This window comes from Paenibacillus sp. AR247 (genome assembly GCF_002968895.1).
In the GTDB taxonomy this organism is placed as follows: domain Bacteria; phylum Bacillota; class Bacilli; order Paenibacillales; family Paenibacillaceae; genus Paenibacillus_AQ; species Paenibacillus_AQ favisporus.
On record NZ_PCZT01000009.1, the window covers coordinates 1,608,485 to 1,624,544 of the forward strand.

A 16,060-nucleotide genomic window follows, 5' to 3' on the forward strand; every position below is an offset into this window, starting at 1 on the left:
TAAAGCCTCTGAACGGAGCCACGCCTCGTGCCCGGCCCTACCATGATCATCGGCGTGCGGGATCCTCCGGCAGCACAAAGCCAGATTCAGGAGATCGGACGAACACCAGCACTTCGGCCCCACGTTTCTGTACGGCCAGGTAGTTGGAGGCGATACCGAAGTATTCTCCCTTACCGCTCCATGCCTCACCCCGAACGACACCGACTGTAATGCTGGATGTGCCTGGGCTGACTTTGGGCGAGCTGGAGATGGAGTAATATCTCGGCTTGAGCGCCGGCAGCAGCTCCAGAAAACGCGCAAACGGCAGCTGGCAGGCTTCATACTGCTCAAGCAGGTCAAGCATCGTAACCCGCTTCGCCCGAATGTTAGTTTGGAACGAGCCTTCCTCAAGCATGGCCTCCAGTTCCTTAGCATGCGGTGGACATACCGTGTACGATGCCAGCTCCCGAATTTGGGCACGGGTGGCCGGTTCCTGCAGCTCGACGCTGCGTGCCAGCAGTTCGTCCAGCCGGATCGGCACTCCTGTCTTCAGGTGAGCGCTGTGTTTTCCGTCTGCCGTCAGAATCAGGTGCGCCGAGCCGTCCAGCTGGAATCGGCGGAGCACCCGCCGCACCAATGGCTCAGGATTGACCGGGAGCACGCCCAGATGATCCCCTTCGCGATAAGCCGTACCCTCCGGCAGCGCAATTTCGATGTGCTGCGTGACCCTTCCGCTGTCTGCGTGCTGAAGATTGCAGCTGCGCACAATCCGCCCGGATACGGCGTGGTAGGTCTCCGCAAGCGGCACGGCAGCCACGCCCTGGACAAAGCGCAGCGACAGCGTGCTCCGCTTGGTGTCGCGGACGTCCGAGACCGGGAGTCCCAGCGCCGGCATCAAATCCGGCCATAAGCGCTCCGTCCAGTCGTCCACTTCCCGTTCAAAATCGCCGCTGGCATCGCTTTCCCCGCGCGGAAGGAGCCGCTTCCCCCCTTTGACGGCCAACTGCTCATCAATCAGGCGCGGGATCCGCTGGTACGTGCTGGCCCAATTGTGATCCCCGCAGCCGAATACGGCGTAGCGGACGTCCCGGAAGGCGGAAGGATCGGCGGTTTCCAGCCATTCCATAAACGACTTGGCGTTGGAAGGGGGCTGGCCGTTATAGGACGCCGTTACGATAATTACTGCCCCCTCCTTCGGAAGCGCGCCGGCATAGTCGTCCAGGGGACCGACCTGGCTGTCGAATCCCTGGTACCTCGCGCGGTCAGCCACCTCCCTGGCGATGCCTTCCGCGGTGCCTAAATTGGAGCCGTACAGGACAAGCAGAGGAGTATGATGTTCATTTGCAGCCAGAGAAGCCGGCTTGGTGGATTCGCTGACAGCGGCTTCCACGGTCTCGGCGCTGCCGTAACCCACCGGGATCAATGCGCCTTTTCGGCTGCGGACACGGATCCGGAATCCTTCCGGTTTTAGCGTAAGCGTCTCTTTAACCTTGAGTTCGTAGTGGCCGGCGTCCACCAAGTCAAAATACTTCAGCACCAACCCCAGCACAAGCGTGGCTTCCTGCAGGGCGAACTGCTGGCCGATGCACGCCCGCTGGCCGTTGCCGAACGGCTTATACGCATCATGCGGAACCTTGCTAGGATCCTCGAACCGCTCGGGTTTGAATACCTCCACGTCATCGCCCCAGACGCGCACGTCCCGGTGAAGTCCCGGAATGAGCACCGTCACGCTGTTGCCCTGCTGGATCGGATAGGTTCCCCCAATCATCGTATCTTCTTTAGCGTACAGCGAGAAAGCCGGTGCTGTCGGCCATAACCGCAGGGATTCGCTAAGAACCATCCGGACATATTTCAGATCCCTTACCTGTTGATAGGTCGGTACGGGATCTTTCAAAACACGGTCAACTTCTTCCACGGCCTTGCGCAGCTTATCGTGGTTTTTCATCAGAAAATAGATCGCAAAGGAGAGCAAACCGCTGGTCGTTTCATGCCCCGCAATCAGAAACGTGATCATCTGGTAGCGGATATTTTCTTGATCCAGCCGCTCCCCCGTATTTGCATCAACACCGTCCAGCATATGTGCAAGCAGGTCATCCTCATCCCCGCCATGCGCCTTGCGCTCCCGGATCAGTTCATCGACGAGTGAAAACATCGTCTGGATGTCCTCTTGAAACTGCCGCTTCTTCCGGATCATAAACATATCCTGGATGCCCAGCCGGTGAAGCTGGTTCATCCCTTCGTCTAGCGCCCGTACCATCGCATCGATAAAGGGGTGATTGTTTTCCCGGTAAAAGCTGTTAAAACGGTAACTAAACCCGCACAGCCCGATCGTGTCGAGCGTCAGCCGGGTCATATCGGCAGGAACGTCCACCGTTTCGTCCGGGTTCAGCCTTCCCCATTTTTGAATCAACTGCATGGCGATATCCAGCATTTTCGTATGATAACCCTGCATGGCCCGCTGGCTGAAGCTGGACAGCAGAATGTTATGGGCTTTTTTCCAATTGGGTTCCTGGGTTGCGCTCGTAAAAAGGCCGTCACCGGCAAATGCGCGCACGTTCTGCAGCGGAGCCCAGATCCTTTTGTCAAAACGCTTTTCGTCGCAGGCGTCCTTCACATATTCATGGCCGGACACATACAGCTCCCTGCGGCCGCCGGGATATTGGAACTGAAAGATCGGTCCGAGCTCCGCAGCGACCTTCACCAACGATTGCACCGGTGCGGCGGAATCCAGCAAAGGCAGATTGCCTAAAGGTCCGTAGGTTTTAGGTTGTGGCACCTGAATGGTTTGCGTCATGGTTATTCCCTCCATCATCCTGTTTTTTCTCTTTAATCCAGCCCGCGCAGCGGACCGTTAACCGTCCCGAGAATACCGACTGACCAAAATAGTAATTCGGTCATTTCATAAGAAAAAAGGAGGATTTGACGGCTGCGGCTGCTTACGCCTGACAACGCTGTCCTATCCTACCTTTTACCCTATCATGATATGATTGTCCCGCACATCAGCCAGAGGTCCGGAATTCACCGGCAATGCGGCGTGCTTCCTGTTACTTTTCAGCCAGGACATTGTTCAGTCATATACGACTTCCGTCCCGGCAATAAAGTCATGAATCGACCGTTTGTCTTCACGCAGCCCCACCATAAAAGCACTGATGATCACGCAGATGCCTAAGCTAAGACCATACACGAGGCCGGCAACGACGTTCCGCAGCAGCATGGTCCCGATTCCAGGGGGCTGGTGATCGCTCACCTTGCGGATCCGGATGTTGCATATCCTTTTGCCCACCGTATAACCGTTCCAGAATACAGGCACGAGCAGTGAATACAAACCGCTGATCGTATCGGAAATCCAATCCTCGTTTCCCCATTTTCCCGTAATCATCCACACCACAATCATGATCGGCAAGCCGACGAGCAGCCCATCCACCAGCGATGCCCCAACCCTGATCCAAAAACCAGCATTCCGATTCATTCCGCCTCCTCCTTCTCGTACCCCAAGTTTTATTCATAGTACTCTGGCGCTTTGGCGGTACATTCTTTACATATGCGACGGCATGACCATTGTTTCTTCCATGCGCCCTTCCAGCAATATGCTGCTTATATTTAAAGAACGTCACGGAGAAGAAAAAGTTTACTGGATTGCGTCAGCTTGTGGCCGTAGTGAAAAACTATAGCCCGAATTCATGCTTAATCTGGCGCGCCACTTCTTCTGCGCTCAAATCCGTATTGTTGATTCTCAAATAGTTCTCCCGCTTGATCTCGCCGTCATATGAATTTAGCCGGTATTTTTCCATCGATGTCTTCAGCTCATTTTCGGACCACTCCGTGTTCCGTTTCGTTGGCTTATGCTGCAGGCGGTTTGGACTAAGATTGCGGGAGAGCCGTTCATCTAGATCAGCCTCCAGCTCCACGAGAAAAACTTCCGCGCCCCTCGATTCGAATATACCGCAGACCTCCTCCACATAATCCCAATCCGCCTTCATGTCCAGCGCCCAAACAAACGTGAAAATAAGGCCGGCCAGGTCGCTCTTGGCAACCTCTTCAAAGATCTCCCTCCGGAACAATCCAACCAGCCGTTTCCCGGCTTCCGAACCGTAGCTGAAAAACGGCGATACCAGCTCAATCGTCATATGGTTGTGAAAAAGCTTCAGCTCCGTTATTTTTTCGAGCTCCTGTCCTACGGTCATTTTGCCTACGGCCTGCGGGCCAAATATAAGGATAAATTTCATACGGTCCCTCTCCTTTCCATTTCGCGTGGTTGGATGAATTCAACAGGAACGCAAACATAAAAAGCCCTCCGAACCAGGATTTCTGTCCATGTTATTCGGTAGGGCTCTCGCAGTATGTCTGTATGTAATGGATTAATCGACGAAAAAGTCAGGATCCGGCCTGATTTTGCTTTTGAGCTGTCTAAGGTTGTACTCCATTTTCAATACGATATCCTCTATCACCTTCGGATCGATGGCAAAACGGTCCGGTTCCGGCCGTGAGCCTGCTTTCAAGTCGCGCAGCGTGATTTGCTGCTCCTGCCATTTATCCATCAGATCGGAAATGATCGCATAAAACCGCTCGTAATCGCTTATGACTTCATCCAGGTAGGCATCCACCTCTTCCGGATCGTAACCCCGAAGCTTGTTGCTGAACACCTTTTCATGGATGGAAAGTGCATCCAGATGAATGCCCAGCTGCTTGAACAGCTTCTTCTGTTTATCCAATCGGCGCTGCATATGTTCATCCATTTGACGAATACCTCCAAATCTCTAGCCCCGCAAAGGGAGGATGTCCTGTATTACTCCCACACCCTATATTTTTTATATCACATCCTTGCTAAGGATGAAAACCGTTCCCCGCTTTTTTGGAGAATGTTCCAAAGAAAAATGGCCATCCTAAAGGATGGCACAAATTGACACAAGCGTGAAATATGTTATTATATGAATAGATGCTCATATGTTAATGTTAATTAAGACATGGATGCAATTTGCTTTGTATTCAAAAGGAGGAGCCGCTTATGGCACACGGTCATCATCACCATCATTCCCACTCAACCACTCACGAACATTCACACTCGCACTCACACTCGCATTCGCATGCACACGGACCGGCAGATTATAACCGCGCTTTTCTGATCGGTATCGTGCTCAACACGGCCTTCGTCATTTTGGAGGCGGCTTATGGCCTGATCAGCCATTCCCTTTCGCTCGTAGCCGATGCCGGACACAATTTAAGCGACGTCCTCGCTCTCGTGCTGGCCTGGGTCGCCAGCCTCCTCGTCCGAAAGAAAGCGACGGAGCTGCGCACGTACGGTTACCGCCGTTCCTCCATCCTCGCCGCCCTCTTCAATGCCCTGTTCCTGCTCGCGGCGATCGCGCTCATCGCTTGGGGCGCGATCAGCCGCCTCATCCACCCGCAGCCGGTCGACGGCGTGGACGTCATCTGGGTGGCGGCTGTCGGCATCCTCATCAACGCCTTGACGGCGCTGCTGTTCGTTTCCGGCCGCCGGGGTGATCTGAACGTCCGGGGGGCGTTTCTGCATATGGCTGCGGACGCCGGCGTATCGCTCGGCGTAGTCATCGCAGGGATCGTCATTTCCGCAACGGGCTGGCTGTGGGTCGACCCAGTCGTCAGTCTGATGATTGTGCTTGTGATCGGCATCAGCACCTGGGGGCTGCTGAAGGATTCGCTTAACATGGCTCTCGACAGCGTGCCTCCGGGCACAGACATTGCGGCCATCCGAAACTACTTGACTTCCCTGCCCTGGGTCAAAAGCATGCATGATCTGCACATTTGGGGCATGAGCACCACGGAAACGGCGCTCACGGCACATCTCGTGGTGACGGAGCCCTGCAATGGCGATGAACTTCTGCAGCAGGCAGCCGCTGAGCTGCGCGAGCAATTCGGCATCGGCCATACCACCTTACAGCTCGAGATCGGCGATCTGCCCTGCGCACTGGACGGAACGGATACCGTCTAGACTGTTCAGCTGGAGCTGACGGACACGGCATGATTGCTCCCGACGCCTTTGGGGTAAGGAAAGAGTACAGATACCTTATTCTACTGTCAGAAGGGAGTCTTATCCATGAGTTCGCCGATTCCACAGGTGAGCTGTCCTCTTACGATAATCACCCCGCCGATGTCGGCACAGAGGTGTTCGAACGCGGCCGGGACCTGGCCGTCAACGACACGCTGCAGGATGAATTGGAGCAGGTCGACAGCGCCCTTGGGCGCATGGACCGCGGGGAGTACGGCCAATGCGTTGAATGCGGCCGGGACATTCCGTTCGAGCGTCTGCAGGCGATCCCGTACACCGCTTATTGCGTGGAGCATACGCCGAATCGGGACCTCAGCAGCGACCGGCCGGTCGAAGAAGAGGTGATCACTCCGCCGCCATCCGGCGCAGGGGAGAACCGGCAGCGCTATGACGGCCGTTTTGATGATGCGGACGCATGGGAGTCCGTCGAAGAGTACGGCACGTCTAACACGCCGGCCATGGCAGCCAAGCGTGACGTCACCGATTATGATGAAGGCATGTAAAGCCGGTACACACGAACCGAAGCCCCGGGATCTCCACCAGAGAACCCGGGGCTTTTATTGTCCTGCGACTTGTGTCTCGCCTCCCTCGGTGCTTACAGATGAACGCTTACTGCAGGAAGACCTTCTGTTTCGTCTCGGCTGACTTCAGGCACGCTTCCACAACCTTCATGTTCCGTACCGCATCTTCCGGAGGATAAGGGAGCGGCGTTCCGTCCAATACCGCTGCGGCAAAGGCGTCGGCCTCCAACATGAAATGGCTCAGCACACCGAAGCGTTCCTCCCGCCGCTGATCCCCAACATGGACGATAATCTGGGCAGGCTCCTCGCTCTGCTCCCAGCCAAATGCAACCGGCATCTCGATCCGTCCTTGCGAGCCGACGATCTCCAGCGAGCACCGGGGCGCGGCCCACATGCCGCAGTCAAAGGTCAGCCCGACGCCGTTCGGAAACTCCACCAGACCGGTTGCCATGACGTCCACATGATCGTGTTCCTCCGAAAACAGCGCCTGAACCGACACAGCCAGCGGCTCCTCGCCTAGAATCATGCGAGCCGCCGAAATCGGGTAGCCGCCAACATCATAGATGGCCCCGCCGCCCATCGTTTTTTTGACCGCACGTTCTCCTTATTTTCGATGTGGTTGTACGTGAAGCACCCGTGAATGGCCCGGATCTGGCCGATCTCGCCTTCCTCGATGATTTCCCGGACCCTGCGATGCTTCGGATGATACCTGTACATAAATGCTTCGGAGAAAATCACTCCCGCTTCCCTGCATGCTTCGACCATTTCGGAAGCTTCTTCGGGGCTGAGCGCAGACGGCTTCTCGCACAGCACGTGCTTGCCGGCTTTTGCCGCCTTGATCGTCCACTCTTTATGCAAATGGTTGGGAAGTGGAATATAGACCGCATCAATGTCGGGATCCTTCAGCAGATCTTCATAGGTTCCATACGCCTTCGGTATATCAAACTGTTCCGCCGTATCTTTGGCTTTGGCGTAATTCCGGCTAGCCACCGCCGCAATCTCGGCGCGTCTGGCGTTCTGGACGCCGGGAATAAAAGCGCTTCTCGCGATACTGGCCGTGCTTAAAACCCCAAAACGCAGCTTTTCCTGCATCCCCTACGCCTCCTTCCCTTCTGGGTCTTATTGGTAATTGTCGTTAACCGCCTTGTGCAGAATGCCAAGACAGCGGTCCAGATCGGTTTTGACCTGTTTTTTATACAGCTTGGCCTTCTCGGCTCCATCGTCCGTAAAGTGGTACAATACGATTTCCTGAAAATCCACCCGCGGATCGCTGCCCTTCAGCTGCTTGGTCCGGTAGAAAATGCCCTCCTGCACCAGTTCGTGCAGGGCACGGTAAATTTCGCTCTGCGGTGGAGAATAGCCGTAGCTCTTAAACTCCTGTCTCAGCTCCTCCAGCATCTGATAACCATATCCGCGGTGCTGCTCCACCATCGTAATCAGGTAAGCTTTAATAAATGCCCGCTGGGCAATCATAAAGGCCATGCCAGCTTCCTCGCTTTCTTCCCTATTTCCTTCATTAACCAATTTACCTCCATTATAAACGACTATTTTCCAAATCGCATAGCATGAAGGTTTCACTTTGGGAGAATCTGCGGCAATTTCAGTACAACGGGCTTATTGAGAATGCCATAGAACAGGATTGAACCGTTATCTGTGTCCGTTTTGGATCAGAGTAGATCGGTCTGGAACGGTCTAAGTCGGTTTGGGGCCTTCCTTTTTACCATGGACCTGGATGAGTTAAGTACGCGGGGCATGGCAGAATGGCTCCAAAGGTGCAAGATTCGGTACGTATTGGGTTTATTCTATTGTGAATTTTTCATATGTTGAAATTGTATCATCATTGGGTTGGCAAATAAATAAGCCTTGGATCCGCCGGGGCAGAACTCAAGGCTTTTTGAGAATTCAAGGTTTTTTGATGATACAAGGTGTTTAAGAGATTGGTCGCAAGGTGCGATTTATCGCTGGAGATGCCGGGCTGTTGGGATGCTTGTCCACTCGCGTTGGTGGATCGCTGGAACAGCTTACTGGAATCAGGCTGTTTTTGGCGGGCTTGTTTTTTTTCTCAAGGAAGAGACCCCAGCCGTCCACTTGCCGAATGGCAAGTAAGATAAAACCACGATGAGGAGATAAGACAGCAGCACGCAAATGATGAAAGACATCAGCATCCGCACTGCCACGTTCCATCCGGCAAACCACCAGGCATCAAAGGAATACGTATAGCGCAGCATGAGGGCATGAGCCAGATAAGTGCCGTACGAATATTTACCGAGCAGGGACATCGCCCGCTGGGACCGCGGACCTGCCTGACGAGTCCATTGGAGCGCGTATCTGTAAATGACGAAAACCGAGCTTACCAGAAACACGGCAATCAACGGACGCAGCAGCGAAACTGCATTAAAATTTATGTTCAGCCCGTCCGCCGTTTGGAAGCTGGCCACCAGCTTATACGTAAAATATCCGAACAAGATCAAAAAGACAGCCGTATAAATGACTCCTCCTTTCTCTACCGCCCATCTCCACCGCTCGGGGTGCATACCCGCTGCAGCCCCAAGTATGAAATAAAACATGAAGTAGACGAAGTTGCGATCGGCGTAAGCCGTAAAAAACGGCGTCAGAAACGGGATATCCGCTTTTGTCAGCAGGGCGCTGATATCCGGCCGGAAGTACAGCAGCACCAGATAAGCCAAACCGCTGAGCACCAGCAGGGCCGTCCACAATCGATGCGGAGCAGCCTGCATAATCCGGCGGATCAGCATCCGAAAGACAGGGAACAGCAAATAAAACTGCATGATCATGACCACGTACCATAAATGATAACTGTTCTTACCCGTGAACAGCATCATCGCCCATTTCCCCCATTGTTCGGGAGACCCGAAGTTCCATTGCTGACTGATGCCAAAATAAACAGCCGACCACAAGATGTAGGGAACCAGTACATCGCTGAACCTTTTTCGCATAAAAACGCCGTACCGCAGCGGTCCGTCATAATTGTAGAACAGCACCATCCCGGTGATAAAAATGAAAACGGGCACCGCAAACTTAGCCGCCATCAGCAACAGCGTCATGATAACCCCGTCCTCCATTGCCACCCCGCCGACGATGGAGTAGTGTGCGATCGCATGCTGCATGGCCACAGCCAAGAAGGCCAGCCCTCGCAGCAGCTCTATTTCCTGTATTCTCGCTTTCTTTGACATACCTTCCTCCTGGTGCAAAAAAAATCACTTTCCTGACCACAGCTCATTTTCTTTACTTTACCCTTTTCCATCCTAAACGAAAAAAAGAACGCCTGCCAGAAAGAATTGGCAAAGCGTTCTTTGGAACTTACAGCCTGGCTGATAATACGTAACGAGGCCGCATCGTTAATAGCGTTTAGGGAGCAGCGCGTAATCCACGCGTTCCGGAACTTCAATCAGCAGCATCCGAAGCGGGCCTTCCTTGGCCTGAACCGTGATTTCTTCATCATGATCTGTGCTCAGCAGCATAAAGTCGCGCGGATCAAACGTTTCGTCATGTACGCCCGGAAGCTCACCGCTCCAGTGGCCGCCGCCCTGAAGCGCGAGCGCGGTCAGCGATCGGCCCTTGCGAAGGGAGTGGCTGTAGGTGCCGCCAGCTTCCAGCTGAACGTCCCACATTCCGGCATCCACGCTGAGCTTAAGCGGAGCGTCTCCCCCTACGATCTGCTTCACGGTGCCGCCGGCGGTTTCCGTTACCGGAAACTGTTCGTGCTCCCATTGCTCGTAAGACGGTTCCCGCTTGTTCGATACTTTCAGATCCGGCTCAAACCAAATTTGAAAGCTCTCCATGTCCGGACCGATCAGACGCTCTTCATGGCTGACTCCGGACCCCGCCCGGATGAGCTGGGCTCCGCCGGAACCAACCATGCTGCGGGTACCGAGGGAATCCCCGTGTTCAGCCTTTCCTTGGATGACGTACGTCATAATTTCAAATCCAAAATGGGGATGAAGAGGAATATGTCCTTCCTCCGGAGTGTGGGCCCATGCCCAATAAAACAGAGGGCCGATCCGGTTAATGACCGATCCCTCCCCAGGGAAACCGATTGGCTTCTGCTCTGTGATCTTTCCTCCGTCAAATGCTCCGCGTCCCTGCATCGAGGGCAAATAGCGCCGTACATGCATGATCATCCCATCCTTTCACACCTTGTGTTAAATTTACATCAATCACGATTCATCTAAATGATTGACTTGCGTATCCGTTACTCACGAAACACCCAATTCAATGGAGTATACACACCCGACCACTACACTTATATATTTTACGATAGCTGTCCTTACTGGAACAGGCTGTATGCACCCGGACCGGTCAATGCCACGCCGACGACCGCGGCGATCAGGATCAGATTATACTCAAACCCGTTCGAGGTCACCCAAAATCCGTTTTTGCCATGGACGGTGACGATGGCGCCGATCATCGTTACAGCAATCATGATGGCCGCAAGTGGAGTCCAGATCCCCGCAGCAAACAGCAATCCACCTGCAAATTCAAAGATCCCCGTAATCAGCGCCAGCAAGAAAGCCGGCTTCAAGTTCATCGATGCGAGCCACCCGGCTGTCCCTTTTAAGCCACCTCCGCCAAACCAGCCGAACAGCTTCTGCGCGCCATGCCCGGCAAACGTAAGTCCAATCACCAAACGAATAATCAACAATCCCCATGCAACCATTTTTAACAACCTCCATTTTTTAAAATTAATTTTCTTAATATTGAGATATTAGTTTAAAAAAAAGCGTCACCTTTATCCAAACTGCCAACCCTCCGTTGTAACTTTTAACAAACTTCCTTCATTCAATTCATTCTACCCGCTAATATCGGCATAACCACTGCATTAGATCAGCCTCATTTCTGTTTGGTAAATATCTTAAATTTAAGATAATTCATAATTCGTTTTTTGTCAACACCTGATTTACAAGTTTCTTCGCGTCCTTAGGAGTCTAAACAAAGTGAATCTATCCGATGCATAGCTTCTTAAGATCCAGACAACAATATTCCAAAAAAGACAGGGGGTGCAATGATGGACAGCAGCCGTAAGATGGCCGGAAGTCCCGCTCCGAACGCCTCCTTGCAAAAACTGATCAGGCATGAGACGCTGGGCATCATCAAGTCCGAGACCTTGGTGCAGCTTGTTTCCGACTCCGCTCTCATCGATCTGCTGAAGATCAGCGCCCAAATGCGCAAATCGCTGCTCGAGCAGCTCCACGACGTTTTTTACCGGCAAACCCAAGCGATTTCATCCTCATTCCAAGCAGGTGACGACCATGAATCCCCTCCTGGAGAGCCTGACCGGCCTAAAGGCGCTCAATGATCAATATATTGCAGCAGATCTGATGCAGGATACACAAGTCCGGATTTCTCTACTTGCCCAGTGCCTGTTGGAAAATCCGCCGCTTATTCAGGACAGTATAGCCAACGAGCTGAGAACGGCTATTGAATTTTTGCAGCGGCTTACGGAGTATTGTGTCCGTAAAGCCTGGATTCTGCCGGACGATTCGGCGCAGTGGGAGCAGGACCTGAAATGGGCTTATAAGGCCGTTAAAATGGTCTGAACGTAAAAAACGGCCCCTTGAAGGAGCCGTCTTTTTTATGCCATTACGGGCGAACGTGATCGTTATCGGTCAAGGAAGCGGTATCGTCGGTCACCAGCCCGAGATCCCTGTTATAGCGCTCGGCATTCAGCGAACGGTTTCGGTTGAACACATCGTAGATGTCACGGTCGCGGCCTTTGGCATCAACGATGACCAAAATTTTACCCTTATCCACATAAGTTTCGTACTCTTTGGCCTCGTCCTCTGGAATGCCCAGGCCGATCAAGCCGCCGACGAGTCCGCCGGCACCGGCACCTACCGCAGCACCGGCAAGCGTCGCGGCAATCGGACCCGCCGCAAGAATCGGCCCGATTCCAGGGATGGCCAGTGCGCCGATCCCCGCCAGCAGTCCGGCCACACCGCCGAGCATACCGCCTGTGGCTGCACCGGCGGCCACGCCTTCCGGTGCCTTCGTACCGGTATCTTCCGTAATCGTCTGCAAATCTTCCCGGTCCCTCGTTACGACGGAAATATCCTCAGGCGGGAAACCGAAATCCTGCAGCTCGGTGATCGCCCGGGACGCTTCCTGCTCACTCTCAAAAACGCCAACAATTTTTTTGCCATGATCCATCATGTTCACCCTCCATTCATTGTTGTTATGCCTTCTATTACCCCTGCCCAGAGGTTTGCAAACAACAATAAACCGAATGTGAGGCCATAACATTATTGGGGCCTGGTTCTCCTTGTCGGAACAGCCTCGAGCGGGTCGTCCGGCCAGTAATGCTTGGGATAGCGGCCTTTGAGATCCTTTTTGACATCAAAATACCCCTGCTTCCAAAAGCTGGCCAGGTCCGAAGTCACCTGCACCGGCCGCTGAGCCGGGGACAGCAGGTGCAGGGTTAGCGGCACCTTCCCGCTGCCGATGCGCGGCGTTTCATGCCATCCGAACATTTCCTGAAGCTTCACGGCAAGCACCGGCTTGGCCGGGTCGCTATAGTCCAACGGGATTCGCGAACCGCTCGGTACGGTGATGTGCGTCGGCGCCTCCTCATCCAGCTGCTTCCGCTGCTCCCACGTCAGGCTCTGTTCAAGGACGGTGGACATATGCAGCCGCTGCAGATCGCTCTTTTTCTTCATTCCGTGCAGGTATGGCTGAAGCCACTCCCGTAGGGTCCCGGAGAGGGTCTCTCCGGAAAAATCCGGCCAGTCGGCATGCATCAGATGCATGAATTGCAGACGCTGTCGAAGCTGTGTTGACGACTTGTTCCACGGCAGGATATCCAGACCCTCGACGGCAATGCCGTCCAGCAGCGCTTCGGCTACGGCCTCTGACGGCGGCGCGGGGTCCGGTGATTCACGGAGGATGACTGCTCCCAGTCTCGTCACCTGCCTTGCTTTAACCCCCTGGATTTGCCGGTCCCAGGCGATCGCTCCTTCCCGGATGATGCCGTCCTGATGAAGTGTGAACAGCTCCTCCTCCGGAAGAGGTGCGGCAAGAAGCACCCGGCCCTCCGCCCCTTTGGCGTCATCCACGCTGGCTGCCACGATATACGGCGCACGGCTCAGCAGCTGAACCTGTCCGATTTCTACACCCCTGCCCGAAGTCAGCAGAAACCTGCCGTTACCCCGGTTCTGTCCGATCCGGTCGGGATAGGCCAAGGAGAGCAGCGGACCTGCGTATTCTTCATTGATCGCCGCACCGGCATCCAAATCCATTGAAGCGCGAATACCGCGGATTTCCTGCTCAATACGGCGGATTCGCCCTTCGTCCGTAAGGCCGGACAGCGCCCCCCGGCCGCCGCGCATCCACGCAGCTGCGGCTTCGGCCCGCTTCCGGATATCGACGTCCCGGTCCATACTTTGTCCCTGGAACAGGTCCCGTTCCTGCAAAAGGGCTGCCAATACGGCCGCCAGCATCCCATGTCCCTGCGCGGCACCCAGCAGCACCATCCGCGACAGACGGGGGTGCATCCCGGCTGCGGACATCTTTTTCCCCAGTCCGGTGATCCCGCCTCCACTATCAAGGGCTCCCAGGCGCTTCAACAGCTCTACCGCCTGCCCAAACGCCGCTGCTGGCGGCGGATCAAGCCACTGCAGGTTGAGCGGGTCTTTCACCCCCCAGGCTGCAAGCTCAAGCGCCAGCGGGGCAAGATCGGTCTGCATAATCTCCGGCGTGCTCCGCTCCGGCAGAAAGTCCTGCTCTTCCCGGCTCCATAGCCGGTAGGCGGTCCCCCGCATCGTCCGCCCGGCACGGCCTCTCCGCTGATCCGCCGACGCCTTGGACACCTTGACCGTCGTGAGCCCTGACATGCCGGTCCGTGGTGAAAACATCTGCGTCCGCATCAGACCGGCGTCGACCACGATCGTGACCCCTTGGATCCGGCGAACCTGGCCGATCTCCCTCGCTCCGGGAAGGAACACGAGCATGTCCCCGTCATGGGCGGACAAGGCCCTCGTAACGACCGCAGCCACGGCCTGATGAAGCGGGGTTCCCGCCGCCGGCGGGGCATAGACCGTCTCGACGGGATACTGCCTGCCCGCGCAGTGAACGACCGGCGCTCCGCCCAGCAGCGCGGCTACCGGCTCCGCTTCCAGCGTGGCCGACATGATCAGCAGGCGCAGGTCCTCCCGCAGGACCGACTGGGATTCCAGCGCAAGCGCCAGCCCCAGGTCGCCATGAATGTTGCGCTCATGGAACTCGTCAAAGATGATCATCCCGACGCCGCCAAGCTCCGGATCGCGCTGCAGCATGCGCGTCAATATTCCTTCCGTCACGACTTCGATCCGTGTGGACGCGCTGGTCTTGCTGTCCATCCGGACCCGGTAGCCGACGGTTTGGCCGACCTTCTCGCCCAGCTGCGAGGCCATATAAGCAGCAGCCGACCGGGCCGCAAGCCTGCGCGGCTCCAGCATGACGATTTTTTGGCCGTCCAGCCAGCTTTCATGGAGGAAGGCGAGCGGGGTTTGGGTCGTTTTGCCTGCCCCCGGCTCAGCAATAAGCAGCGCCGACGTGCGGCGGTTCAATATTTCTTTCAGCTCCGGCATGACCTGAAGCACCGGCAGCTCCAATTCTGTCATAATTCCACCCGTTTTCTCTTTATGTAAGGTAAGGATCGGGCCCAGACGATCGCCCGACTACGCTGTATCCCTCTATTATAAAGCCTGCATGCGCTGGATATCTATTCAGGTTTGCTATAAAATGTATCCATTCAGATTGACCGACCTGACTGATGATTGGGGAAAGGAGACTGCTCATCATGAACCCAACCAACCCGAAGCTGCGCGGACGGTTTGCCCCGACCCCCTCCGGGGAAATGCATATCGGCAATGCCTGGACAGCCCTGCTGGCCTGGCTGCAAATCCGCTCCGGGCACGGAAGCTTCATCCTCCGTATGGAAGACATCGACAAGCCCCGGTCCAAGCCGCATTTGGCCCGGCAGATCCTGGACGATTTGCGCTGGCTGGGCATCGACTGGGACGAGGGGCCCGACGTCGGCGGTCCCTATGCTCCCTATACGCAAAGCGAACGGCTTCAGCATTACGAAGACGCCCTAGGCAAGCTGCAGAAGCAGGGCGCCTTGTACACCTGCTTCTGCAGCCGTGCCGATCTCCTGTCCGCGGCCAGCGCACCGCACGGTCTCGCCGCGGAAGGGCCGGCCTATCCCGGCACCTGCCGGAATCTCAGCCCGGAAGAGAGGGCGGCCAAGGCCAAGCTGAAGCAGCCGTCCATCCGGTACCGGGTCGGGGAGGAGCCAGTGGCGTTCATCGACGGCGTCAGCGGACAGCACAGCTTTGACCCGGCAGCCACCGGCGACTTTATCGTTAAGCGGGCGGACGGCATGTTTTCCTACCAGCTGGCCGTCGTCGTGGACGACGCCATGATGCAGGTCACGCACGTTCTGCGGGGCGCCGACCTGCTGGATTCAACGCCGCGGCAGATCCAGCTCTACCAGGCGCTGGGCTGGGAGATTCCTGCCTTTGCCCACGTTCCCTTGTTT

Annotated in this window: 14 protein-coding genes and 2 pseudogenes; 5 read left to right on the plus strand and 11 right to left on the minus strand. The window is 55.4% G+C overall.

Going from position 1 to position 16,060, the window contains the following annotated elements:
* The 4 genes and pseudogenes from CPT76_RS15760 to CPT76_RS15775 form a co-directional block, all read right to left on the minus strand.
* Window positions 1-2,773, minus strand: a pseudogene (locus tag CPT76_RS15760) (bifunctional cytochrome P450/NADPH--P450 reductase); the annotation flags it as partial.
* 273 nt (window positions 2,774-3,046) lie between these two features.
* On the minus strand, window positions 3,047-3,448 hold the full coding sequence (locus CPT76_RS15765; protein WP_105443556.1) for an RDD family protein: 402 nt from the start codon (window positions 3,446-3,448) through the stop codon (window positions 3,047-3,049).
* Window positions 3,449-3,644: 196 nt separating this feature from the next.
* Window positions 3,645-4,205, minus strand: a complete 561-nt coding sequence (locus CPT76_RS15770; protein WP_105443557.1) for an AAA family ATPase — start codon at window positions 4,203-4,205, stop codon at window positions 3,645-3,647.
* Window positions 4,206-4,337: 132 nt separating this feature from the next.
* Window positions 4,338-4,715 (minus strand): DivIVA domain-containing protein, encoded by a 378-nt coding sequence (locus CPT76_RS15775; protein ID WP_076167836.1) that lies wholly within the window; start codon window positions 4,713-4,715, stop codon window positions 4,338-4,340.
* Window positions 4,716-4,984: 269 nt separating this feature from the next.
* Between CPT76_RS15775 and CPT76_RS15780 the strand changes: the two genes are divergently transcribed.
* Window positions 4,985-5,947, plus strand: a complete 963-nt coding sequence (locus tag CPT76_RS15780; protein ID WP_105443558.1) for a cation diffusion facilitator family transporter — start codon at window positions 4,985-4,987, stop codon at window positions 5,945-5,947.
* Between the two features lie 29 nt (window positions 5,948-5,976).
* Window positions 5,977-6,507 carry a TraR/DksA C4-type zinc finger protein gene (locus CPT76_RS15785; RefSeq protein WP_105443559.1) on the plus strand — a complete coding sequence of 177 codons (531 nt, stop codon included), beginning with the start codon at window positions 5,977-5,979 and terminating at the stop codon, window positions 6,505-6,507.
* 106 nt (window positions 6,508-6,613) lie between these two features.
* Here CPT76_RS15785 and CPT76_RS15790 read toward each other — a convergent pair.
* The 5 genes and pseudogenes from CPT76_RS15790 to CPT76_RS15810 form a co-directional block, all read right to left on the minus strand.
* A pseudogene (locus CPT76_RS15790) lies at window positions 6,614-7,617 on the minus strand (Gfo/Idh/MocA family protein).
* A gap of 27 nt (window positions 7,618-7,644) precedes the next feature.
* Entirely contained in the window at window positions 7,645-8,007 is a 363-nt protein-coding gene (locus CPT76_RS15795; protein ID WP_076169519.1) for a replication termination protein, read from the minus strand.
* A 548-nt stretch (window positions 8,008-8,555) separates the two neighbouring features.
* Window positions 8,556-9,719 (minus strand): acyltransferase, encoded by a 1,164-nt coding sequence (locus tag CPT76_RS15800; RefSeq protein WP_105443560.1) that lies wholly within the window; start codon window positions 9,717-9,719, stop codon window positions 8,556-8,558.
* 165 nt (window positions 9,720-9,884) lie between these two features.
* Window positions 9,885-10,661: a pirin family protein gene (locus CPT76_RS15805; RefSeq protein WP_105443561.1), complete on the minus strand. Its 777-nt coding sequence runs from the start codon at window positions 10,659-10,661 to the stop codon at window positions 9,885-9,887.
* Window positions 10,662-10,813: 152 nt separating this feature from the next.
* Window positions 10,814-11,203, minus strand: coding sequence for a DoxX family protein (locus CPT76_RS15810; RefSeq protein WP_105443562.1), 390 nt, complete (start codon window positions 11,201-11,203; stop codon window positions 10,814-10,816).
* 348 nt (window positions 11,204-11,551) lie between these two features.
* Here CPT76_RS15810 and CPT76_RS15815 point away from each other — a divergent pair, with 348 nt between their 5' ends.
* On the plus strand, window positions 11,552-11,842 hold the full coding sequence (locus tag CPT76_RS15815; RefSeq protein ID WP_105443563.1) for a hypothetical protein: 291 nt from the start codon (window positions 11,552-11,554) through the stop codon (window positions 11,840-11,842).
* A 22-nt stretch (window positions 11,843-11,864) separates the two neighbouring features.
* Window positions 11,865-12,083: a hypothetical protein gene (locus tag CPT76_RS15820; RefSeq protein WP_146116253.1), complete on the plus strand. Its 219-nt coding sequence runs from the start codon at window positions 11,865-11,867 to the stop codon at window positions 12,081-12,083.
* A gap of 43 nt (window positions 12,084-12,126) precedes the next feature.
* Here the strand turns inward: CPT76_RS15820 and CPT76_RS15825 are convergent, their stop codons facing one another.
* Complete coding sequence (locus CPT76_RS15825; RefSeq protein ID WP_374954650.1) at window positions 12,127-12,696, minus strand: general stress protein; 570 nt, start codon at window positions 12,694-12,696, stop codon at window positions 12,127-12,129.
* An 89-nt stretch (window positions 12,697-12,785) separates the two neighbouring features.
* Window positions 12,786-15,140 (minus strand): ATP-dependent helicase HrpB, encoded by a 2,355-nt coding sequence (gene hrpB, locus CPT76_RS15830; protein ID WP_105443565.1) that lies wholly within the window; start codon window positions 15,138-15,140, stop codon window positions 12,786-12,788.
* Between the two features lie 179 nt (window positions 15,141-15,319).
* On the opposite strand from hrpB, the gene gluQRS reads away from it, so the two are divergent.
* Window positions 15,320-16,060 (plus strand): tRNA glutamyl-Q(34) synthetase GluQRS (gluQRS, locus tag CPT76_RS15835; RefSeq protein WP_105443566.1); only part of this gene is annotated, 741 nt, incomplete at its 3' end.